The sequence below is a fragment of the Sphingomonas edaphi genome, from assembly GCF_003583725.1.
GTDB classification, from domain to species: Bacteria; Pseudomonadota; Alphaproteobacteria; order Sphingomonadales; family Sphingomonadaceae; genus Sphingomicrobium; species Sphingomicrobium edaphi.
In genome coordinates, this window is record NZ_QXTF01000003.1 from 113,222 (window position 1) to 134,181 (window position 20,960).

Annotated in this window: 21 protein-coding genes; 12 read left to right on the forward strand and 9 right to left on the reverse strand. The window is 62.2% G+C overall.

Annotation, left to right across the window (positions count from 1 at the left end):
• Window positions 1-321: 321 nt before the first annotated feature.
• Window positions 322-465 (reverse strand): hypothetical protein, encoded by a 144-nt coding sequence (locus tag D3M59_RS12110; protein WP_158581995.1) that lies wholly within the window; start codon window positions 463-465, stop codon window positions 322-324.
• A gap of 141 nt (window positions 466-606) precedes the next feature.
• Here D3M59_RS12110 and D3M59_RS09830 point away from each other — a divergent pair, with 141 nt between their 5' ends.
• The 4 genes from D3M59_RS09830 to D3M59_RS09845 all read left to right on the forward strand — a co-directional run bounded on the left by D3M59_RS09830 (window position 607) and on the right by D3M59_RS09845 (window position 6,364).
• Complete coding sequence (locus D3M59_RS09830; protein WP_147416737.1) at window positions 607-1,827, forward strand: hypothetical protein; 1,221 nt, start codon at window positions 607-609, stop codon at window positions 1,825-1,827.
• Window positions 1,828-1,938: 111 nt separating this feature from the next.
• Window positions 1,939-4,179: a DNA topoisomerase IV subunit A gene (parC, locus tag D3M59_RS09835; protein WP_119533490.1), complete on the forward strand. Its 2,241-nt coding sequence runs from the start codon at window positions 1,939-1,941 to the stop codon at window positions 4,177-4,179.
• Window positions 4,180-4,244: 65 nt separating this feature from the next.
• Window positions 4,245-5,990, forward strand: coding sequence for a putative bifunctional diguanylate cyclase/phosphodiesterase (locus D3M59_RS09840; RefSeq protein WP_119533491.1), 1,746 nt, complete (start codon window positions 4,245-4,247; stop codon window positions 5,988-5,990).
• An 86-nt stretch (window positions 5,991-6,076) separates the two neighbouring features.
• Entirely contained in the window at window positions 6,077-6,364 is a 288-nt protein-coding gene (locus D3M59_RS09845) for a PilZ domain-containing protein (RefSeq protein WP_119533492.1), read from the forward strand.
• On the opposite strand, the gene D3M59_RS09850 is transcribed toward D3M59_RS09845, so the two are convergent.
• From D3M59_RS09850 to D3M59_RS09860, 3 genes are read right to left on the reverse strand one after another with little or no spacing between them, the layout of a single operon-like run.
• Entirely contained in the window at window positions 6,361-7,539 is a 1,179-nt protein-coding gene (locus D3M59_RS09850; protein WP_119533493.1) for a CCA tRNA nucleotidyltransferase, read from the reverse strand. The two genes, D3M59_RS09845 and D3M59_RS09850, sit on opposite strands and share 4 nt — an antisense overlap.
• On the reverse strand, window positions 7,536-8,111 hold the full coding sequence (locus D3M59_RS09855) for a CoA pyrophosphatase (RefSeq protein WP_119533494.1): 576 nt from the start codon (window positions 8,109-8,111) through the stop codon (window positions 7,536-7,538). Before D3M59_RS09855 ends, D3M59_RS09850 begins: the two co-directional genes overlap by 4 nt.
• On the reverse strand, window positions 8,108-8,674 hold the full coding sequence (locus D3M59_RS09860; protein WP_119533495.1) for a DUF1285 domain-containing protein: 567 nt from the start codon (window positions 8,672-8,674) through the stop codon (window positions 8,108-8,110). Before D3M59_RS09860 ends, D3M59_RS09855 begins: the two co-directional genes overlap by 4 nt.
• Window positions 8,675-8,723: 49 nt before the next feature.
• Here D3M59_RS09860 and D3M59_RS09865 point away from each other — a divergent pair, with 49 nt between their 5' ends.
• The 7 genes from D3M59_RS09865 to D3M59_RS09900 all read left to right on the forward strand — a co-directional run bounded on the left by D3M59_RS09865 (window position 8,724) and on the right by D3M59_RS09900 (window position 13,667).
• On the forward strand, window positions 8,724-9,458 hold the full coding sequence (locus D3M59_RS09865) for an SDR family oxidoreductase (RefSeq protein WP_119533496.1): 735 nt from the start codon (window positions 8,724-8,726) through the stop codon (window positions 9,456-9,458).
• On the forward strand, window positions 9,455-9,874 hold the full coding sequence (locus tag D3M59_RS09870; protein ID WP_233543227.1) for a dihydroneopterin aldolase: 420 nt from the start codon (window positions 9,455-9,457) through the stop codon (window positions 9,872-9,874). The genes D3M59_RS09865 and D3M59_RS09870 overlap by 4 nt, the downstream gene beginning before the upstream one ends.
• 222 nt (window positions 9,875-10,096) lie before the next feature.
• Complete coding sequence (locus D3M59_RS09875; RefSeq protein WP_119533497.1) at window positions 10,097-10,765, forward strand: energy transducer TonB; 669 nt, start codon at window positions 10,097-10,099, stop codon at window positions 10,763-10,765.
• A gap of 53 nt (window positions 10,766-10,818) precedes the next feature.
• Complete coding sequence (locus D3M59_RS09880; protein ID WP_119533498.1) at window positions 10,819-11,652, forward strand: MotA/TolQ/ExbB proton channel family protein; 834 nt, start codon at window positions 10,819-10,821, stop codon at window positions 11,650-11,652.
• Between the two features lie 70 nt (window positions 11,653-11,722).
• A complete protein-coding gene (locus D3M59_RS09885) occupies window positions 11,723-12,217 on the forward strand; it encodes an ExbD/TolR family protein (protein WP_119533499.1) in 495 nt (164 codons plus the stop codon).
• Between the two features lie 17 nt (window positions 12,218-12,234).
• Window positions 12,235-12,669 (forward strand): ExbD/TolR family protein, encoded by a 435-nt coding sequence (locus D3M59_RS09890; RefSeq protein WP_407695448.1) that lies wholly within the window; start codon window positions 12,235-12,237, stop codon window positions 12,667-12,669.
• A gap of 206 nt (window positions 12,670-12,875) precedes the next feature.
• The gene (locus tag D3M59_RS09900) at window positions 12,876-13,667 is read left to right on the forward strand and encodes a hypothetical protein (protein ID WP_119533501.1); all 792 of its coding nucleotides are present in this window, start codon (window positions 12,876-12,878) and stop codon (window positions 13,665-13,667) included.
• 13 nt (window positions 13,668-13,680) lie between these two features.
• Here D3M59_RS09900 and D3M59_RS09905 read toward each other — a convergent pair whose 3' ends face one another.
• Window positions 13,681-15,453 (reverse strand): ABC transporter transmembrane domain-containing protein, encoded by a 1,773-nt coding sequence (locus tag D3M59_RS09905; RefSeq protein ID WP_119533502.1) that lies wholly within the window; start codon window positions 15,451-15,453, stop codon window positions 13,681-13,683.
• Between the two features lie 140 nt (window positions 15,454-15,593).
• Here D3M59_RS09905 and D3M59_RS09910 point away from each other — a divergent pair, with 140 nt between their 5' ends.
• Window positions 15,594-16,823 (forward strand): polyhydroxyalkanoate depolymerase, encoded by a 1,230-nt coding sequence (locus D3M59_RS09910; RefSeq protein ID WP_119533503.1) that lies wholly within the window; start codon window positions 15,594-15,596, stop codon window positions 16,821-16,823.
• On the opposite strand, the gene D3M59_RS09915 is transcribed toward D3M59_RS09910, so the two are convergent.
• From D3M59_RS09915 to D3M59_RS09930, 4 genes are read right to left on the reverse strand one after another with little or no spacing between them, the layout of a single operon-like run.
• On the reverse strand, window positions 16,820-18,586 hold the full coding sequence (locus tag D3M59_RS09915) for a tetratricopeptide repeat protein (protein ID WP_119533614.1): 1,767 nt from the start codon (window positions 18,584-18,586) through the stop codon (window positions 16,820-16,822). The two genes, D3M59_RS09910 and D3M59_RS09915, sit on opposite strands and share 4 nt — an antisense overlap.
• Before the next feature lie 41 nt (window positions 18,587-18,627).
• The gene (locus tag D3M59_RS09920) at window positions 18,628-20,046 is read right to left on the reverse strand and encodes an MFS transporter (RefSeq protein WP_119533504.1); all 1,419 of its coding nucleotides are present in this window, start codon (window positions 20,044-20,046) and stop codon (window positions 18,628-18,630) included.
• On the reverse strand, window positions 20,043-20,288 hold the full coding sequence (locus tag D3M59_RS09925) for a hypothetical protein (protein WP_407695449.1): 246 nt from the start codon (window positions 20,286-20,288) through the stop codon (window positions 20,043-20,045). Before D3M59_RS09925 ends, D3M59_RS09920 begins: the two co-directional genes overlap by 4 nt.
• A 46-nt stretch (window positions 20,289-20,334) precedes the next feature.
• Complete coding sequence (locus D3M59_RS09930; RefSeq protein ID WP_119533506.1) at window positions 20,335-20,943, reverse strand: DUF4126 domain-containing protein; 609 nt, start codon at window positions 20,941-20,943, stop codon at window positions 20,335-20,337.
• Between the last annotated feature and the right edge of the window lie 17 nt (window positions 20,944-20,960).

Here is a 20,960-nt window from a genome sequence, read left to right on the forward strand (position 1 = left end):
GTGATCGTTTTTCGTATCCCGCGCGGGGTAGATGGCAGCGGTCGCGTGTGCGTCACAGTCATCGGCGGTGTGCATAACGCAGTCCAAGATTAGTCGTTGATCGACCTACTCGGATAGACATGGATAGATCTGTTGCAAGGCGCGTTAAATGGAGCCCGGAACGGGCTGAATGGTGTTTCGAATCCAGATAAAATCTGGAAGTGTTCACGTTGTAATCATGAGCTTTTTGGCAGGATGCAGAGTTAGCTGAAAAGGCACCCACCAACTAGGAACGGGACCATGATTAAACATATTCTAGCCGCTAGCGTGGCAATACTTGCTCTAACTGTTCCAGCTGAGGCCGAACGTGGTGAACGACGCGGGCAGGCGGCCGAACGCTCGCAGCAGGAGCAGAAAGCCAAGGCACATCGCGGTAACAATCAGCGCGTTGAGCGTCGCCAAAACCGCGTCCAGGCGCGGACTCAATCACGTTCATTAAGGCAAGAGCGATCGATCGAGACGAGATCTCGCAGTTTTGAGGCACGGGCCAACCCGCAGCGGCAGCGAGTTCAGCGCCAGCGGTCGGTCGACATCCGTGGCCGCAGTCAAAGCCAAGTCGAGCGTCGAGTGCGAAAGCTTGAGTCCCGGCGCGACAGCCGCCGGCAGGTCGAGCGGAGCATTCGGGCGCCTGATCGTAAAGTGTTCCGTAACGCGCAGCGCGTTCGCTCGGATGAGCGGCGTCAGCTCCGCCGTGTTCAGCAGCAGGACCGGCGCTTGGTCCAGCGAGATTTCAAGAAGTATCAACGGCAGGAGCGCAGTGCTGCGCGCTTAGAGGCACGAGGGGCAAGGAAGCATCAGACGGTGCAGCGGGATCGTACGTGGGAGCAGTTGGCCAATCGGGTAACGCGTTCCGACAAGGATCGGCGCTACCGTCACCAAAAGACGCGCGTTGCGAGGATTGGCGAGCGAGTAAGCCCAGCCTTGTATCCCGACTACGCTCCCGTTCGCTATTCGTCTTACTATCAGCCGACCCGCGATTTTTATTATCGTTACGACGATGACAATGGCTACATGTATCGGGTTCGGCGGGATAACAACTTTGTATCGGCCCTGTTGCCGATCTTGGGCGGAGCCTATTCGGCGGGCCGGCCGCTCCCTTATTACAATGATAGTTATTACAACGTGCCGTCGGGCTACAACAGCCTCTACTATGACAGCCCGAGCAGCTATTATCGCTACGGGGACGGGGCGATCTACCAGGTTGATCCAACGACCCAATTGATTTCCGGGGTCGTGGCACTGCTGACCGGGCAGAGCTTGGGAATTGGTCAGACACTTCCGCGCGGGTACGACGTCTACAACGTGCCTTATAGCTATCGCTCCAGGTACCATGACACTGATGACATGTGGTATCGCTATGACGACGGGTACATCTATGGCGTCGATCCGCAATCGCGGCTGATCCAGACAAGCTATCCAGTTTACGGAGGCTATTCGGTCGGCGAGGCTTGGCCGAGTTATGCTGGCTATGGCTATGATTATGGCGTGCCGGACTATTACGGTGACTTGTATCAATCCCAGCCGGGATACGACTACCGTTATGCCAGCGGCGGCATCTATGAGGTCGAACCGCAAAGCCAGCTGATTTCGGCTCTGGTTGCCCTCGTAACTGGGCAGAACTTTGCCGTCGGCCAACATCTGCCGGTAGGCTACGATGCCTATAACGTCCCGTTCGATTACCGCGATCGGTATTACGACAATGACGAGCATCTCTATCGCTATGCCGATGGTCGGATCTATGAGGTGAACCCTGGCTCGAGGCTTATTGAGCGCGTTATCGTCGTCTGAGAAACGCGAGGATCAAATCGGCCTATGGCTGTGGGATACGGGTTGCCACATTAACTTGCAGCAGCCCGTATCCTCTTTCGCGGCAATGAGGATTGGGGCTAGGCATTCAGGATGCAGCCGACCGAATCCGAAATTGAAGTTCCATTCAAGGATGCGCTTTCGGAGCGCTATCTTGTCTACGCTCTGTCAACGATCACCGCTCGCTCGCTGCCGGATGTGCGAGATGGGCTGAAGCCCGTGCATCGCCGCTTGTTATGGGCGATGCGACTGCTGAAGCTTGATCCGGCGAGTGCATACAAGAAGTGCGCCCGTGTAGTTGGCGACGTAATCGGCAAATATCATCCGCACGGCGACCAGTCGGTCTATGACGCGATGGTCCGCTTGGCGCAGGATTTCGCGCTCCGTTACCCGCTGGTCGATGGACAAGGGAACTTCGGCAATATCGACGGCGATAATGCTGCCGCATACCGTTATACCGAGGCGCGGCTGACGAAGACGGCTGAGCGGCTGATGACCGGGCTGGATGAAGGCACGGTCGACTATCGCGCCACTTATAATGGCGAGGAAGAAGAGCCGGAGGTGTTCCCCGGCCTGTTCCCCAACCTGCTGGCCAATGGCGCGAGCGGGATCGCGGTCGGCATGGCGACGAGTATTCCGCCGCACAATGTCGGGGAGCTGGTCGAGGCCGTCATCCACTTAATCGACAATCCACATGCCGAAGACCGGGCGCTGATGGACTTCGTGTCCGGTCCGGATTTCCCGACAGGCGGCGTACTGGTCGATAACCGCGACACGATCGCCCATGCCTACGCCACCGGCCGTGGATCGTTCCGCCTTCGCGCCAAGATTGAGAAGATCACGGAAAAAGGGGGCGGCTGGCACCTTGTTGTCAATGAAATCCCCTATGGCGTCCAGAAATCGAAGCTGATCGAGAGCATCGCCGACCTCATCGCGTTGAAGAAGCTTCCGATTTTGGCCGACGTTCGTGACGAGAGCGATGAGGCCGTACGCATCGTGCTTGAGCCACGCTCGCGCACGGTGGATCCGGCTCTGCTCGAGGAGAGCCTGTACAAGCTGACTGAGCTGGAAGTGCGCTTCCCGCTGAACCTCAACGTGCTCGACAAGAACCGCACGCCCGGTGTGATGAGCCTGAAGCAGGTTCTTCTCGCCTGGGCGGATTTCCAGATCGAAGTGCTGGTCCGCCGCTCGACAACGCGTATCGGGAAGATTGACGACCGGCTGGAGCTGCTCGACGGATTCCTCGTCGCATTCCTGAACCTCGACCGGGTGATCGAGATCATCCGCACCGAGGATGAGCCCAAGGCGGTGATGATCGCGGAGTTCAAGCTGACCGACCGGCAGGCGGAAGCAATCCTCAACATGCGGCTGCGTTCACTGCGGCGGCTCGAGGAGATGGAGATTGGGCGCGAACGCGAAAAGCTGGCCAAGGAGCGCGAGGAGTTGGCCAAGCTCGTCGAGAGCCCGGCACGGCAGAGGACGCGGCTGAAGAAAGACCTGGCCGCACTTAAGGACGCCTACGCGGCGGACGAGCGGCGAACGGTAGTGATGGAGCAGGCGCCGGCGCGTGAGATCGACTGGAGCCAGATGATCGAGAAGGAGCCGATCACGGTCATTCTGTCGCAGCGCGGCTGGATCCGGGCGATGAAGGGCCATGTCGCGCCGTCGGAATATGAGACACTGAAATTCCGCGAAGGTGACGAACTTTGGGGGACCCCGATCCATGCACAGACGACTGACCGCATCCTGATCGCGGCGGATAATGGGCGGGTCTATACGCTGGGCGGAGACAAGCTCCCCGGCGGGCGGGGGTTTGGCGAGCCGGTTCGGTTGCAAATTGATCTCGAGGCCGAAAGCGAGATCGTCGCGATGCTCGTCGTTCGGCCTGACCTGCGATTGCTAGCGGCATCGAGCGATGGCCGCGGGTTTGTGACGACGGGCGAAGCAGTGATCGCCGAGACGCGCAAGGGTAAGCAGCTGGTGAACCTCAGGCCCAAGGCGAAGGTCGCGCTGCTGAAAGCAGTGCCGCCGGGCGCCGACGCAGTCGCGGTGATCGGCGAGAACCGCAAGATGCTGATTTTCAAGCTGGACGAATTGCCCGAACTCGGGCGCGGGGCAGGCGTCCAGCTGCAGCGTTATCGTGATGGCGGTTTGTCAGACGCCATGGCCTTCACTGCTGCTGACGGCATTACTTGGCCGCTGGGCGGGGAAACGGGACGCGTGCGGTCTGAAACCGATCTTACGCCGTGGCGGGCTATTCGTGGTGCGAGCGGGCGAATCGCTCCGAACGGGTTCCCACGTAGCAACCGCTTCGAACCCGTCAAAAACGGCTGAAAAGCTAACCTGCGGCAATCTCTCTCGAAACGGGGCATTAACCTGTAACGATTAACAACGGACGGATGCAGGCTGCAGCAAACCGCTCGGCCGCGCCGCTCGGCGCGCGCTCTGCGGCCCAGGTCGTCTCCAAAGGCATCCGTGCGTCGGCGGACGATAGTGCTCTGCTCGAAGCCCTCCCAATCGCAGCCGGGGTGTTCGGCCTGCGCAACGGCAAGCTATGGGTCCATTCATTGAATGGCCGGTTCCACCAGCTGTTCGATTGCAACCCCGATACGGCCAGCTTCGCTGAACAGTTCAACCGCATTTCTGGTACCGGCAGCGGCGAGTTCGTTTGCGCCTTCTTGGCCGATCCGGCGTCGTCGGCGGACGAATTGGATCTTGCGGATGGTGAGGGGCCGCAGAAGCGCTACCTCAGATTTAAGCTGGCTCCGCTGGAACCCTGTTCGCAAGGAGAACCCCGCTGCCTTCTGAGCGTGGTTGACCGGACGGTCGAGGTGCGGGCTGAAACGACGCTGCGCGCGGAAATGCTGCGCGACAGTCTAACCGGCCTTCCCAACCGACTGTCGTTCGCGGAGACGGTCGAGGACCGGAGTGAAGCTTCTACTCGGGAATGCGAGCATGCGGTGCTGGTCATCGACATGCTGCGCTTTTCCCGGATCAACGAATCGATGGGCAGTCTGGCGGGCGACGAGCTGCTCATTACCTTTGCCCGGCGGCTGATGTCGGCGCTGCGCAGTGGAGACGTGCTGGCGCGCACCGGCGGGAACGAGTTCGGCATCCTCGTAGGCCTCAAGCGCGGAGTCGAAGACGCGCTGGCCGCGGCGGAACGCGTGCAGCAGGTGATGTCGACGCCGTTCAAACTTAGCGAGCTGGAAATTCGCGTAGAATGCGCGATCGGCGTCGCCCTGATGCAGGGTGGCCAAGAGGCGGAAGAACTGTTCCGCAACGCCCAGTTTGCGGTCAAGCAAGCAAAGCAGGTCGGCAGGCCTCAGGTTTACGAGCCTAGGGAAGCAAGCGCCGCACGGCGGCGTTTCTCGATTGAGACCGAGTTGCGGCGCGCGTTGGATAGGGACCAGCTGAAGCTGTCTTACCAGCCGCTGATCAACCTGAAGTCCGGCGAGGTCGCCGGCTTCGAGGCTTTGGCCCGTTGGACCCATGACGACCGGGGAGAAATCAGTCCGGCTGAATTTATTCCCGTCGCCGAGGAAAGCGGGCTAATCCTTCAACTGGGCCGCTGGGCCATGGACAAGGCGGCACAGACGGTCGCCGGATGGGACACGGCGGCGGGCGAGCAACTGCCCATTTACGTCGGTGTGAACCTATCGGCGATCCAGCTCGCGCGCGACAACATCGCCGATGTCGTCGAAAGCGCGTTGCGGTCGAGCGGGTTGGCCGGCAACCGCCTGACGCTGGAGCTGACTGAAAGCTCTATCGTCCAGGATCCTGCCCGGGCAATGCGCGTCTTTGAGGCGCTTAAGGCGCTCGACGCCACGGTAGCCATGGATGATTTCGGTACGGGCTATTCGAGCCTAGCTTATCTGCAGCGCCTACCGATTGACGTGTTGAAAATCGACAAGAGCTTCGTCACCGGCATGATGCGCGATGCGGACTCGGTCGCTATCGTCCGCGCCGTTCTAAGTCTGGCCGATGCGCTAGGCATGTCGACGACCGCCGAAGGGATCGAAACCGTCGAACTCGCGACCACCTTGGCTGCACTCGGCTGCGCCAGCGGGCAGGGTTTCTACTTCGCCAAGCCGCTCGAAGCGGATGCGGCGCTGGCATATTGGAAGAGCCGCCGGAAGGCCTGAGATTGCCGCAACCTTGTCGCCCGTCTCATATTGGGCCATAGTTAATCTTCATCAACGACTTGGGTCGTGGTGCTGGGGGCAACAGTATGCGTGAACCAGGTTTCATCAAGCGGTCGCCGCGCGTGGCAACGCAATTCAAAGCATCGGTAACGGATTCGGATGGCGGGAAAGTACCCGTCGTGATCACTGACCTCAGCCGGGAAGGATGCCGGCTGGAAACGGATGGATCGCTCAATATCGGTGAGCAAATTGAAATCGATGCGGGGCGATACGGGACTTACCCCGCGCAAGTTCGTTGGGCCTTGGGAAACGAAGCGGGTGCGGTGTTCCTAGCGCCGATAGGCTCGCTCGATGAGCCAGACACCACCGCCTAACCTAAATTCGCGAGACGCGCGTCAACAAGTGCATCGAAATCTTCGCCGTTCGGAAAGCCGGCGGCCTCCCAGTCATCCTCGATTTGCCGCAGCATTTTCGCAACCGCAGGGCCTTGCGGAACGCCGCGTTCGATGAGGTCTCCGCCGCCAATTGGCAGGCGAGGCGGTGTCCAGTTTGCGACATCAGCCGCGTCACTGGCACGCGCGGCGAGCAGTAGCCGGTCGACTGCGCTTTCTGTACCGATGCGATAGGCGAGGGAGCGGATGCCCTTGCCAGGGTCGGCGCCAGCCGCGACGCCGAGCCGCTTCTTCGCTTTGTTCGACAGCTTGAGGCGGGCCGCAATCCTTTCTGCCATTGCTGAATCAGATGGCAGCAGCGCGGCAAGGCGGCGGAGCGGGTCGGGTGCGATCCCGGCTTCCCGTTCGGCATCTAGTAGCGAAGCGAGCCGGTCAGCGGATTCGATCTCCGGTACGACAGGCCGAAACAGGTTGCAGCCCAACATCAACTTAACTGTGGGAAGCGGATTGGCAAGCGCGAGCAGCTTAAGCAACTCGGCCGCAATCCGCTCCCGCGAAAGGGCCATCAGGTCATTTGCGCGCAAGCAGCAGGCGGCGATGGCAGCAGGGTCTGGCTCACCATGACCGTAGCGAGCGTGGAATCGGAAATAGCGAAGAATGCGCAGATGGTCTTCGGCAATCCGCTGCAGCGGGTCTCCGATAAAGCGCACCGTGCGCGACCTCAGGTCCGCAAGCCCGTCGTAATAGTCAAACAATTCGCCGGTGATGGGATCGGCATAGAGGGCGTTGATCGTGAAGTCGCGGCGGGCAGCATCTTCCTGCCAGTCGTCGGTGAAGGCGACCGTCGCGCGGCGGCCATCGGTCGAGACGTCCGATCGTAGCGTCGTTACCTCAACCACCGTGCCTGACGAGACTGCGGTCACTGTACCATGTTCGATACCGGTCGGAATGGCCTTGATGCCGGCATCTGCAAGCAGACGGATCACGTCGTGCGGCGAAAGGGTGGTCGCGAGGTCGAGATCGCCGGGATGTTGATTCAGGAGCAGGTCGCGGACGGCACCGCCGACGAAGCGGACGGTGCCGGTGCCTGAGTCAAGCGCCTTCAACAGTCGCTTGATACCGGGGCGGTCGAGCCAAGCACTTGGTTCCAGCTTCATGCGATGCGTCTCGTTAGATTAACGAGCATTGCGGCGGTTGCGCCCCAGATGGGGCGGCCCTGCCAGTCGATCTGGTAATAATGGCGCGTTCGGCCCTGGAACTCTGCGGACATGCGCCGCTGGTTGGCGGGATCGAGGACAAAATCAAGCGGTGCTTCGAACCAGTCGGCAACTTCGGTGGGATTTGGCACGAGGTTGAGGGCGGGGGGCACGAGGCCAACGACGGGCGTGACTCCATAGCCGGTAACCGTTCGATAGGGATCGGCCTGCCCGACAATGCGAACAAGCTGCGGATCCAGTGCCAACTCTTCATAGGCCTCGCGAAGGGCCGCGGCCGACGCATCTTCGCCAGGGTCGATGCGCCCACCGGGAAAGGCGATTTGACCCGCATGGGTGCGAAGATCGGGACGCCGTACTGTCAGGATCAAGCCGGGGTCGGGGCGGTCAGTGATAGCGACCAGGACGGCGGCAAGCGTCGGTTCGTCTTCGTGCCCTTCTAAAAGGTCTCCGGGCAGAAGATCGTGCGGAGGCTCGTTTGCCAACGCTTCGATGATACGCTCGACGATGCTCATGGCACGAGCGGGAAGAAGCTGCCGTCTGACCAAATGCCGGGCGGATCGTGGCCTTCGGCGATCGCGACTTCGGCCAATTCATAATATAAGGAGCGGACCATTTCCGCCTCCAGGCCGAAGCGGACCGCGACGCGCGGACTCGGCCCCTCGGGCGTGTCGACAACCTTCAGCGGGTGATCCGGCCCGATGATCAGCGCATCGCCGCTGTCCAAAGTCAGGCCGATTCTACGCGCTGCGCCTTCGCCGGACATGGTCATCTGGGTCGCGCGAAATGCGGTTGTTTCAACCTCGATCGTCAGCTTTTCGACCGGCGTGGCCAATACGTGGGTCCCGTCGGGCTCTCGCCGAAGGACGGTCGAGAAGAGGCGCACCATCGCCGGGCGGGCAATCGGCGTCCCACGATAGTACCATTTACCATCGCGCGCGATCCTCATGTCCGAATTGCCGCAGTGGGCTGGGTTCCACTGGTCGACCGGGGCGGGACCGCCGCGGGCCTCGATCGCCGCGGCGAGTTCCGCGAGGCTTTGGCCATGGGCTTCGAGTGGCTGGCGGCGTTCAGGCATAGTAGGAGCCATGTAGGCGAGGGGGCAGGGGGATGATAGGGCGGGAACCATGAATGAAGATGCACGAACCGCAATCGTGACGGGCGGCGGTAAGCGCGTGGGCGAAGCGATCGTCCGAGCGCTGCTGGCGGATGGCTGGACCGTCATCGCCCATGTTCACCATGATGACGACAATGTGCTGGACGGCGCGGTCAAGGTCGCGGCGGACCTGACTGACGGCGGTTGCGCTGATGCGGTCTTCGCAGCCTGCGCGGGCAAGCCGCCAGTCCGGTTGCTAGTTAATAATGCATCCCGCTTCGTCGAGGATCGGTTCAATGAAGCCGATGCGGCGGAGTTTGATGCGCACATGGCAGTCAACGCCCGGGCACCATTGCTGCTGATCGACGAGTTGGCACGGCGGCACGCGGGCGGAGACGCCCTTGTCGTCAACTTGCTTGATGCCAAGTTGGCCGCGCCCAATCCTGATTTCTTGAGCTACACAATCAGCAAATATGCACTGGCGGGCCTGACCGAACTGGCCGCGCGTGCGCTGGCGGGGAAAGGCATTAGGGTGAACGCCGTGGCGCCAGCGCTGATGCTGCCCTCAGGCGAGCAAGGGGCCGCGAATTTCGCCGAGGTGCACGGCCTCAATCCGCTGGGGCGGGGCGTGGGCGTGGGCGATGTCGTACGAGCGATTCGGTTCCTGATTGATTCGCCGAGTATGACCGGCCAGACGCTCGGTATCGACGGCGGGCAGCGTTTCATGGCGCTGCCGCGCGACGTCCAATTCCTGGAGAATCGATGATGAGTGAGGCGGTGAAGCTGTACGGGATGGTGCCGGATCACCTGAAGGTCAGGCAAAGCCGGATTTTGCTCGATTCGCTGGAGGTGATGACCGACATTGGCTTCCACGAATTTGAGGTTGGAGCGCCGCAACGGCTGCTAGTGACGGTCGAGTTGTGGCTGGACGATTTGACGCCGCCTGAAGACGACGATCACGCTTCGGCTTGGAACTACGATTATCTTCGGACCGAGGTCATCCGGCTAGCGATGGAGCGGCGCTACAACCTACAGGAAACGCTCGTTCATGCGATATTTCAAAGGGTAGCGGCAAGCCGCGGAGTGCGCGCCTTAAGAGTGAAGAGTGTGAAACCCGACATTTACGACGATGCGAAGGGGGTAGGCGTGGAGATCGCTTCCTTTGCCGGGGCGCACCCCTGATTCACGACGAATCCTGCCGATCCTGCCATGAATCGGCTTTAGGGCTGCCGCATTCGGAACAAAATTCGTTGCGCGGCCATTATCGCTTCATTAAGGGTGGCGCGTATCTGCCGATGATATGTTAGTACATCGGTGGTTCCAGGACAGGTTCGCCGCGTCGCGTCTCGTCGCACGGACAGGTCATGGGCACGACCACGGAATGTCGAGGAGAGTTGCGGCTTAATGTCTTACGCCAATCGCAAACAGATGAGCTCCAACCGCATCGCGGCGATCATCATCGTGGCGCTCATCCACGTTGGCCTCGGCTACGCCTTGGTGACGGGCCTTGCCTATAACGTCATCAAGCAGGCCGCCGAGGACCTGAAGACGTTCGACGTCGAGGACGAACCGCCGCCCCCGCCGGAAGAGCCGCCGCCCCCGCCCGAACAGACGGAAACGCCGCCGCCGCCACAAGTGGTTGCGCCGCCGCCGATCGTTCGCACCAACACGGTTGCACCGCCGGTCATCGCGACCCCGGTCGCCCCGCCGCCGGTGATTACGCCGGTCGCGCGCCCTGCGCCGCCGGCTCCGCCTGCTCCGCCCCCTCCGAGGGTTTCGCAAGCCGCCAAGGCGCGCGGCAACCTGCTGTCGCTGTTCTCGAACGACGACTATCCGCAGGCCGCGATCCGCAACGAAGAGTCCGGAACGACTGGCGTCCGCCTGACCATTGGTCCCGACGGCCGCGTCTCGGATTGCACCGTTACGCAGTCGTCCGGTTCGAGCTCGCTCGATTCAACGACCTGCAGCATCCTGCGTCGCCGGGCCCGGTTCACGCCGGCGAAGGACCAGGCGGGCAATCCCATCTCGGATACCTATAGCCAGCGCATCCGGTGGGAACTTCCCAGCGAATAAGTTCAATTTGACGTCTTAATCACGACCCGAATTTCAATAGGAAAGTCAAACATATGGCAGCTCCAACCCTGATCCTCGCGGCGGCCGCCGCTCCCGCCGGTGAGAACCCCTACGGCCTGCTGCAGGCTCTGAACGAAGGCGGTCTTATCTCGTGGGCAACCTTCATCATCCTCGTCGGCATGTCGGTTTTCAGCTTTTACATCCTGTTCACGAAGCTCCTGCAGCAGCAGAAGATCATGAGCCAAGCGAACAAGGTGCGCGCCAGCTTCTGGAACTCGCCGAACCTGCGCGAAGCTGCTTCGAAGCTCGAAACCCGCAGCGCATATCGTGCGATCGTCGAAGACGCCCTGATCGCCCAGGACCAGCACAGCAAGCTGACCGACCCGGTCGACCAACACGACTGGATGGCTAACTCGCTGGCCCGTTCGCAGGGTTCGATTGGCAACCGCCTCGGTGAAGGTCTGGCCTTCCTCGCGACCGTCGGTTCGACCGCGCCGTTCATCGGCCTGTTTGGTACCGTCGTCGGCATCTATCGCGCGCTGATCAAGATCGGTGCGGCGGGCGATACGTCGATCTCGACCGTTGCCGGCCCCGTCGGTGAAGCGCTGATCATGACCGCGCTCGGCCTGGTCGTCGCCGTCCCGGCGGTGCTCGCCTACAACTGGCTGATCCGTCGCAACAAGTCGATTTCCGAAGACCTCGCGGCCTTCACCAACGACGTTCACGGCTACCTGATGTCGAACGGCGCGGTGAAGCCGGCCATGGCGACCGCCGGCAAGACCACGGCGACCAAGACGGCCGCTGCTCCGACGCAGCGCGGTTCGGAACCGGTTCGTCCGGGCCTGACCCCGACGGGTGCTCAGGCGAACCCGACGACGACCCGCTAAGCGGAACCTGTCTCCCGGGCTGGCGCATACCGTCAGCCCGGGGACATGACCCAAGAAGGATAAACGCGGCATGGCAATGAGCGTAGGCCCCTCCGACTCGGGCGATGAAGACGTCCCAATGTCGGACATCAACACCACGCCCCTCGTGGACGTGATGCTGGTGCTTCTCATCATCTTCCTGATCACGATTCCGGTGGTGGTGCAGTCGGTGCCGATTACCCTGCCCGAAGTTCAGAACGAGCCGACGATCACCAAGAAGGAAAACGTTTCGCTGACCGTTCGCGGTGGGCCTGGCGGGACCTGCGAGGTGTACTGGAACCTCACGCCGATGAATAACGAGCAGTTGCTCGATCGCGCGGTTAAGGCGCTTGAGGACCAGATCAAGGCCGTTGGCGGTGTCGAGAACATCACTGACGAGAATATGCCGGAAGTGCATATCCGCGGTGACGTCAACACTCCGTACAAGTGCATCGGCGGAACTGTCTTCACGATGCAGCGTGCGGGCTTTGCCCGGGTCGGCTTCATTTCGCAGCCGCCTCCCGGCAGCACCGTCAAGCGTCTCTAAGTTAGGAGCAAGCCACTATGGCGATGCAAACCACTGGCTCAAACGCCGAAGGCGAGCCGATGATGGACATCAACACGACGCCGCTCATCGACGTCATGTTGGTTCTTCTGATCATGTTCATCATCACCATCCCGCCGCAGACCCACGCGGTGAAGCTGGATCTTCCGCAGGACTCGTCCAACAATCCTCCGCCGCCGATCGACCCGGTCAAGAACAAGATCGTCGTCACCCAGGCCGGAGCGGTGCTCTGGAACGGCGCTCCGGTGAACCTGACGCAGCTGCGTCAGTATCTGGACGTTACGCAGCAGATGGATCCGGTTCCCGAGCTGCACCTGCAGCCTGAACCCGAAGCACGCTACGTCATCGTCGACGAAGTTCTGGCGGTGACGAAGCAGGCGAAGGTTAGCAAGATGGGGTTCGTCGGCAACGAAGCCTATATGAAGGTCTTCTAAGCCTTCGATGCTTCCATCGAAGAATTTGGGCGGTCCCGAGAGGGGCCGCCCTTTTTCGTTGGCTGTGTGCTGGGCATTGCCGCGGAAAGCGGGGCAACCAGCTTCGGCTTTGCCGACAATGAGCGTTTCAAAGCTAGCTTCTGGAGCTGTAAAAAATTGATGGGCAGGTAACTGCTTTTCAACTGTAGCCGCGCTAGGCAGCGCAGATGGACATCATCGCCGCCCATCAGCAAGGCCTGTTTGAACAATTGGAAGCGGAGGTCGCCGAGCTGGCAGGCCGTCCGCGCGATCATGGGCAACGTGCGATCGTCCTCCATCATTTGTATGACCACAGCCTCGGAGCTCATGGATGGGCGCTTGCCGAGGCACGGCAGGCACTGCGGATCGCCGCGCGGCTGCAGAAGTTGGACCGCTATGTCGAGCGATGGGGCTGGCGCATCCGCGATCGGGAGCTGGCGAAGGCTGCTTTGCAGTTGCTAGCAGATAGCCTTGGTAGCGAAGGACAAGATCGAACGGCGGTAACCTATCGGGCTTATCGCATGACAGCGACCGCCGCGCTTCTCCCCGTGGCCAAAGAGTGTCTTCCGGGTGATTTGTACGGATTGTTGCTCCTATGCCATCGATCGCGTCGCGATGCCGCGGCGTGGCCGGCTTGCGAGACCACGGCGCTGGCAGCAGCGAGCGAAAATTGGGCCGGCAGCTCGTCGGATGCGGCTGCGATCGAGCATGCGTGGGACGCAATCCGGGCTACCGGCCTTCGCCGCGTTGCTGAACGGTTGCTTGGTAGCCAGGCGCTAGCCAAGGCGGCGACGCGGGACGCGCGAAAGGGCGGGTTGAAGCTGGAAGCAGAGGTTCGCAACCACCGGCTGCTTCCTGCAGCTTTCGCCGCCAATCCTGCGCAGCATTTTTATGCGTTGCAGTTGGCGCTAGCGAACCGGCGGCGGCAGCAGTGGCGCGAAGCCTGTGACGCAGATGAGGCGGTCGCGCTGGCCGCTTGAGCCTACTGCCCGGCTATGCCGCGAGGCCGTCGAACTGCAGGCGGGCCAAGCGGGCGTAGAGACCGCCCTGAGCCGTTAGGGCAGCGTGATCGCCTTCTTCGACAATTCGTCCGTGGTCCATCACGACAATCCTGTCGGCCGCTCGAACGGTGGCGAGGCGGTGCGCGATGACGATCGTCGTGCGGTTTTCCATCAAATGGTCGAGCGCATCTTGCACGAGCCGCTCGCTTTCAGCATCGAGCGCGGAAGTAGCTTCGTCGAGCAGTAGTAGCGGCGCGTCACGGCGAAGCAGGGCGCGGGCGATGGCAATCCGCTGGCGCTGGCCGCCGGACAGGCGCGCGCCGCCTTCGCCCATGAACGTGTCGAGACCCTCCGGCAGGGCGCGAAGGAAAGTTTCTGCATTCGCGTCCTTGGCCGCCTCCCAGATCTCGTCCTCTGATGCGTTCCAATTGCCGTAGCGAAGATTGTCGCGGGCGGACGCTGCAAAAATGACCACTTCCTGCGGCACCATCGCAATGCGTTGCCGAACGTCAGCGGGATCGGCGTTCTTCAGGTCGACGCCATCGAGCAGAACGCGACCGCCTTGCGGATCGTAAAAGCGTTGGGCAAGCTGGAACAGCGTCGTCTTGCCTGCCCCTGAGGGGCCGACGACGGCAAGCCGTTCCTTAGGACGCACTTCCATGCTGAAATCTTCGAGCGCGGAAGTGTCGGGGCGGGTTGGATAGCGGAAACTGACTTGGTCGAAGGTGAGTTGGCCTCGTGCCGGCACGGGCAGCGCGACAGGCTTCGCCGGCGCGCGGATTTCCGGCTCGGCTTTTAATAGCTCGTCGAGCCGTTCCGACGCACCGGCGGCGCGGAGAAGGTCGCCGTAGACTTCTGACAACGCGCCGAACGCACCTGCGAGCAAGCCGCCATACAGGACGAAGGCGGCGATGGTTCCGCCGGTCATCTCCCCTTTCGCGACATCGACGGCTCCCTGCCAAATGACGAAAGTGATCGCCGAGAACAGTAGAGAGATAACGATGAACGTCATCGCCGCGCGAAGGGCAATCCTCTTGCGCGCGGTGGCAAAGACAGCTTCCGTAGCCGAAGTAAAGCGCTCGGCCTCGCGACCCTGTTGGCCAAAGGCCTGAACGATTTTCATAGCGCCGAGTACTTCGCTGGTGACTGTGCCGACATCGGCGATGCGGTCTTGGCTCTTGGACGATACGGCGCGAACCTTGCGGCCTAGGACAGTGATCGGAACGACGACCAGCGGGATGCCAAGCAGCATCATACCGGCGAGCTTCGGCGCCAGGATAAAGAGAATGACCGCGCAGGCCGTGCCCATGACGATGTTGCGCAAAGCAACGGAAATGGTTGTCCCAACGACTTGTTCGATGATGGTGGTGTCGACCGTGATCCGACTGGTGATCTCGGCAGGCCGGTTCTCCTCGAAGAAGCCGGGTGCGAGGCGGAGCAGGTTGCGGTGGACGGCGAGCCGGATGTCGGCGACCACGCGCTCCCCGATCCAACTGACGAAATAGAAGCGGACGGCAGTGGCAATGGCCATGATAATGACCAGCATGAGCAGGTACTGGAACCAGCGTGCGATATCGCCGCTGCCCGTAAAACCGCGATCGATGATCAGTTTGAAGGCATAGGGCACCCCTGACGTCGCGCCCGCTGCGACAAGCAAGGCGACAGCGGCGGCGGCGAGGTGGCCAGGATAGTTGCGCGCGAACCCCCAGACCATGCCGAGGTTGGAGAGTGACTTGCCCTTGGGGCGGTCCGACGTCGTGGCCATGGGCAAGAGCCCTAGCAGTGTGTCTGCATTGCCTCAATTGCCGCGTTGCGGCGGGTGCAGTGCAGCAAAGAGGGTTGAACGGGGAGCAAAGCGGTTCCACAACCGTTGGCGACCGTGCCCTATCTTTCCAAGGAATTTTGATGCTTTACGACGCCTATGAGGTGCAACGTTCGCTGCTGACCAGCGCGAGTAAGTTGGCGGGCCTCGGCGCAGGATGGCTGAACAACCCGGCCAATCCGTTTGGATATTCATCGATGGGCCCGCTGGTTGCAGCGGGCCTCGATGTATTTGCCCATGCATCGGCGCCGCGCGGCAAGCCGGAGTTCGGGATCGAGCAGATTACAGTCGGCAAGAAACTTGTCTCCGTCGACGAGGATATCGTTCTGCGCAAGGCTTTCGGGCAGTTGAAGCGTTTCGAGAAGGAGGGGGTAGAAGGGCAGGAACCGCTGCTGATCGTCGCCCCGATGTCCGGCCACTTTGCTACGCTGCTCCGGGGCACGGTCGAGCGGATGCTTCCGAAGCATGACGTGTACATCACGGATTGGCGCGACGCGAAGCTGGTGCCGCTGACGGAAGGTAGCTTCGACCTTGACGATTATGTCGATTATCTCATCGAATACTGCGAGCTGATCCTCGAGCGAACAGGACAGCGACCGCACATGCTGGCGGTCTGCCAGCCCTCCGTGCCGGCCTATGCCGCGACGGCGGTGATGAACGCAGACAAGAACCCTGCGCGGCCGAAGACCCTGGCGATGATGGGCGGCCCGGTCGACACGCGCCGCGCGCCGACGGCGGTCAACACGCTCGCGACCGAGCGACCGCATGGCTGGTTCCAGCAAAACGTTATAGCCACCGTGCCAATGATCTATCCGGGCGCTGGACGGAAGGTTTACCCAGGCTTCCTGCAGCTAGCGGGGTTCATGACGATGAACCTTGGAAACCACCTCATCAGTCATTGGGAAATGTTCAAGCACTTGGTCGTCGGCGACGACGAGAGCGCGGACGCTACGCGTAAATTCTATGATGAGTATCTCTCAGTGTGCGACATGACCGCTGAGTTCTATCTGCAGACGGTCGATGTCGTATTTCAGCGGCACCTGCTGCCCAAGGGGGAATATGAGCATCGCGGGAAGCTCGTCGAGCCGGCGGCGATCCGCGATACGGCGCTACTCGCTATCGAGGGCGAGCGCGACGATATCTCGGGCATTGGGCAGACGCGGGCGGCGCTCGACCTGGCGACGAAGCTGGCGGCGGGAAAGAAGCAGTATCATCTCGCCAAGGGCGTCGGCCATTACGGCATTTTCAACGGCCGAAAGTGGCGAGAGAAAATCGCGCCCGTCGTTGAAAAGTTCATCGCCGCCAACGCCTAGATACGATCCATCCGCAGCCAGTTGGGATTGCCTGTCCATGACCGCTTCAGCGCGGCCTGGGCGGCAGCGGCGAACTGCCTCCGGCCCAATGCCCGTTCGGACGCTGCGAGGCCGTAGAGCGCCCAACCATTGTTTGGATAGCGACCCAGCGCGGCGGTGAAGGCCTCTTGCGCCTCCTGATAACGGCCTGCCCGGTAGAGCGCGGCGCCGAGCGACTGATGCACCGGATAATACCAGAAGGGCGGTTCCATGTAGGGAATGCGCGCTTCGATCTCGATCGCCTTCCGGTAAAGGTCGATCGCGTGAGGCAGGCGGCCGTTGCCGGCGGCGAAGCGGGCGCGGGCGACAGTTTCCGCCAGCTCCAGCAAGTCAGGCGCAGGCACGCCCTGGTCGATCATCGTCTGGAACTGGCCAGATTGGCGCAAGCGCGTCAGCGACGCGATTTCGCGATCGAAGGCAGCGCGGTTGCGCTGGCTCGCATAGGCAGTGGCACGCGCATAATGCCGCATGGCCGCGACATAGGGGAGTCGCGGATCCGGCGCTCGCATCGCCAGTACCTGCGCCGGCGCGGCAAACTGGGCGGCGGCGAAATAGGGGGCGGCGTTGACTGCCTGGATCCAGGCGATCTTGGTGCTGGTCTCGGTGTCGAGAATTGATTGAAGTTTGCGCGCCTCGCTGATCGCGGTGGCCATGTCGCCCGACATTTGAGCCGAGGTCACGATGAAGTGGACGTTGTGCGGATAATAGCCGTAGCGGACCATGCCGCGGTCGTTGCTCGCCTTGATATAGGCTTCGTCGGCGCGGGCGGCGTCCACGTTGACCCGGATGGAGTCTTTCCAGCGGCCTAGCCGATAATAGATGTGAGCCGGCATGTGGACGAGGTGGCCCGCGCCAGCAGCGAGGGGCTTCGCGAGCCGGTCGGCGGCGGCCTCGGCGCGTTTCGGGTCAGGGCCATTTTCCATCAGATGGATGTAAAGGTGAGCAGCCTGCGGATGCTCGGGACTGCGGGCAAGCACGGTCTCGACGAGGCTGACTGCCTCGCCAAGGCGCGGCTGCGGTGTCTTGTCGGGGGTCCAGTAATTCCAAGGAAGCGTGTCCATCGCAGCTTCGGCGGCGAGTAAGGCTACATCATCATTGCCGGGATGCGCTTTGGCGGCGGCGAGCATGGCGTCGGCGTATGCGGCGTCGAGCGCTGCGCGGTCGGCCTTTGGATCGGCAGAGTAGCGAAGCAGCATTGCAGCCGTCAGCGCCTTCTCCGACGGGCTTGCCTTGTTCGCCATCCAGTTGGCGTAGCGTGCCACGCCGATTGCGCGGTCGTTGGTCGCGGGGTCCATAGGCGCGTTGATATTGGGGCCGTGCGCCATCGCTTCGCCCCACCAGCACATGGCACAGCTCGGATCGATGGCCTGCGCAGCGCGGAACGACGCGATCGCGGCGGCATGGTTGAACCCGTAGGCGTAGCTGAGCCCCTGGTTGAAATAGCGCCGGGCCAGCGGATTGTTCGCAGTGATGGCAAAGTCGACCTTGCCCAGGTCGTCGCGGAGCGGGACGTTGGGGAGCGTCGCGCCCTGGACGGCGGCAGCGGCGATGGCGAGCCTGGCCCGCATCGACTGTGGCCCTGTCTTGCCGGTGCAGAGGCTGGCCATGCGGACGGTCGGGTCAAGCAATGCCAATTGTTCGGAAGAGTAGGTTGGGCTCGGCGCCACCCCGACCAATGCGGTGGCCGCCAAAGCAAGGGCTGTTACGCGCACGACATCCGTCATCGCCACCTCCCGCATTCATCGCCGGTAGATGGACAGGTCCTTTACACCGTTTCGGTCCCGGAGTCAGCGTGCCGCCAGTTACCGGACAAGCCGAAGAAGGCGGCTACGCCGCCCAAGGCTGCCACGACGCCCATCATCCTCAGCGCCATAGCGAACGGGCGGAGCAGCGCATCGCCTTGCGCGACAAGCACGGCCCCGAGCAGCGCAACGATAATCAAGCCTCCGAGCCTCGAGAGGGCGCTGTTCAAGCCGGAAGCCATGCCGGTCTGGTGGCGGCTAACTGAGGCGAGGACGGTGCTGGTCAACGGGGCGACGGCCAACGCCATTCCGGTCGACATTACCAGGATCGCAGGGAAAGCGTGGGTCCAGTAGCTTTGACTTTCGGCGAGGCGCGACGCGAGGGCGAGACCAATGCCAACAATGATTGGGCCGATCGTGAGTGGCCAGCGCGGCCCGATCTTTTCCGCTAGCTTACCCATCATGCGGGAGGCCCCGCCGATCAGTATGGACAGCGGTAGAAGGGCCAATCCTGCCTCGACGGGCGAATAACCCCCCGCCTCGATCAGGGTGAAGGGGATAAGCAGCATGGCCCCGCCAAATGCGCCGTAGAGCAGGAAGGTCATCAGGTTTAGCGATGTGAAGCAGCGATTGCCGAATAGCGACAACGGCACCATCGCCTTGTCGCCGAGACGCCGCTCGTAGAGTCCGAAGGCAACCAGCAGCGCGAGTCCGGCGGCGATCGCTCCGCCCGCCAGCGTCGACAATGCAAAGGTCTGCGACCAGAGTGTCAGACCGTAGGTCGCTGCGCCCAGCCCAAGCGTCGCTAGCGCCGCGCCGCCGAGGTCGAGTCGTGCGCTGCCCGGATCGCTGACTTCTTCGACGCGGGTCAGTGCGATGACAATGGCGACACCGACGAAGGGGATGTTGACGTAAAAAATACTGGGCCAGCCGAACTGCTGCACGAGCCAGCCGCCGGCGAGTGGAGCAATTGCCGCGCTTATCGCACCGGCCGCGGCCCAGGTGCCCACAGCCTGGCCGCGGGCCTCGCCGCTATAGGCGCCGTTGAGCAGGGCGAGACTGTTGGGCAGCAGCAACGCCGCGCCGACGCCCTGCAATGCACGCCCTGCCAATAGGGTTTGGAGCGATCCCGCCAGCGCGCATACCAGCGAAGCGATACCGAACAGGACGGTACCGATGACCAGCCAGCGGCGCCGTCCTTGGTGATCGCCGAGCGCCCCACCGAGAAGAATCAGCGCGGCGAGGGGAAGGGTGTAGGCGTTGACGACCCACTGGACCTCGGCTGCCCCGGCACCGGTATCGGCACGAATGGCGGGCAGAGCGACGTTGAGGATCGAACCATCGATGAAGCTGAGCGATGAGGCCGCGACGGACATGACCAGCGTCCATGCCGGGTGGGCGACATCATGCTGGCCCGGCCTCTCCCGCGCGCGGGCGCTCATCCGTTGGCGATCGCCGAGTCCACCAGCTTGCGCCAAGCGGCAGCTTCGCTCGGATCGGTCACACCAGGATCCGGCTCCCGCATGGTATGGAGAATTGCCATCGCCTGGTTGAGGTGGTCACGCCAGTGGTCGTCGACCGCGTCTGCAGCGTGGCGATTGGTGCCTTCAGCATTGGCGCTGAGTTCCGCGCCCGCCAACACTCTTGCGATCCGTTCCAGCAGCGGCATTGTCCGTTCGCTCATGGGCATGCTCCTTAGCGACGCATCGACACTTGGTCCTGAATACCGTTCAGGGCGTAGGTTGCGGCGGTGGGTTAATGCGGTTGATCCAACCGCGCAGCGCACGCCGGGCGGCGACGACCAGCCATAGCGACAGGACGACCAAGATCAGCGCGATCAAGGCCGCTGCGATCGGGTTGGCGATGGCCAGGGCGAGCAGGCCGCCGGTCGCGATATCCTCAGCGCTGGATACGATGACGTTGGAGAAGGGCTCGGGGCTGGCATTTACCAGTGTGCGCGCCCCAGCCTTGCCGGCATGCGCGACCAAAGCCGCGCCGCCTCCGAGCAGGAAGCTGCCGACTTGCCAAGCGGGATCGGAAGCGTCGATGATCGCCAGGCTGAGAAGGGCGCCGCCCAAGGGCCGGATGAAGCTATGTACCGCGTCCCAGGCACTGTCGACCCAGGCTACCTTGTCCGCGAAAAACTCCATGAAGGTGCCGACTGCCGCGATTGCCAACACCCAGTTGTTGGCGAGCACGTCGAGCATCTGGAGCTGGTCGGGCAACGCGACCCAGCCGAATTTCATGCCGAGGCCGGTTATCAGCGTGACGAGGTAAAGTCGCCAGCCGGCCAGCAGGCTAGTCGAGGCGGCAAGCGCGACGAGTTCAACCGGGGTCATGCCATTCTCCCGCAGAC

Excerpts from the sequence above, each read along its gene's own strand:
- D3M59_RS09855 (WP_119533494.1), bottom strand. The coding sequence starts at position 8,111 with ATGAGCATCGTCGAGCGTATCATCGAAGCGTTGGCAAACGAGCCTCCG.
- D3M59_RS09905 (WP_119533502.1), bottom strand. The coding sequence starts at position 15,453 with ATGGCCACGACGTCGGACCGCCCCAAGGGCAAGTCACTCTCCAACCTC.
- D3M59_RS09860 (WP_119533495.1), bottom strand. The coding sequence starts at position 8,674 with ATGCCTGAACGCCGCCAGCCACTCGAAGCCCATGGCCAAAGCCTCGCG.
- D3M59_RS09845 (WP_119533492.1), top strand. The coding sequence starts at position 6,077 with ATGCGTGAACCAGGTTTCATCAAGCGGTCGCCGCGCGTGGCAACGCAA.
- D3M59_RS09840 (WP_119533491.1), top strand. The coding sequence starts at position 4,245 with ATGCAGGCTGCAGCAAACCGCTCGGCCGCGCCGCTCGGCGCGCGCTCT.
- D3M59_RS09920 (WP_119533504.1), bottom strand. The coding sequence starts at position 20,046 with ATGAGCGCCCGCGCGCGGGAGAGGCCGGGCCAGCATGATGTCGCCCAC.
- D3M59_RS09930 (WP_119533506.1), bottom strand. The coding sequence starts at position 20,943 with ATGACCCCGGTTGAACTCGTCGCGCTTGCCGCCTCGACTAGCCTGCTG.
- D3M59_RS09925 (WP_407695449.1), bottom strand. The coding sequence starts at position 20,288 with ATGAGCGAACGGACAATGCCGCTGCTGGAACGGATCGCAAGAGTGTTG.
- D3M59_RS09890 (WP_407695448.1), top strand. The coding sequence starts at position 12,235 with ATGGCGATGCAAACCACTGGCTCAAACGCCGAAGGCGAGCCGATGATG.
- D3M59_RS09875 (WP_119533497.1), top strand. The coding sequence starts at position 10,097 with ATGTCTTACGCCAATCGCAAACAGATGAGCTCCAACCGCATCGCGGCG.
- parC (WP_119533490.1), top strand. The coding sequence starts at position 1,939 with ATGCAGCCGACCGAATCCGAAATTGAAGTTCCATTCAAGGATGCGCTT.
- D3M59_RS09880 (WP_119533498.1), top strand. The coding sequence starts at position 10,819 with ATGGCAGCTCCAACCCTGATCCTCGCGGCGGCCGCCGCTCCCGCCGGT.
- D3M59_RS09915 (WP_119533614.1), bottom strand. The coding sequence starts at position 18,586 with ATGACGGATGTCGTGCGCGTAACAGCCCTTGCTTTGGCGGCCACCGCA.
- D3M59_RS09865 (WP_119533496.1), top strand. The coding sequence starts at position 8,724 with ATGAATGAAGATGCACGAACCGCAATCGTGACGGGCGGCGGTAAGCGC.
- D3M59_RS09870 (WP_233543227.1), top strand. The coding sequence starts at position 9,455 with ATGATGAGTGAGGCGGTGAAGCTGTACGGGATGGTGCCGGATCACCTG.
- D3M59_RS09850 (WP_119533493.1), bottom strand. The coding sequence starts at position 7,539 with ATGAAGCTGGAACCAAGTGCTTGGCTCGACCGCCCCGGTATCAAGCGA.
- D3M59_RS09885 (WP_119533499.1), top strand. The coding sequence starts at position 11,723 with ATGGCAATGAGCGTAGGCCCCTCCGACTCGGGCGATGAAGACGTCCCA.
- D3M59_RS09900 (WP_119533501.1), top strand. The coding sequence starts at position 12,876 with ATGGACATCATCGCCGCCCATCAGCAAGGCCTGTTTGAACAATTGGAA.
- D3M59_RS09910 (WP_119533503.1), top strand. The coding sequence starts at position 15,594 with ATGCTTTACGACGCCTATGAGGTGCAACGTTCGCTGCTGACCAGCGCG.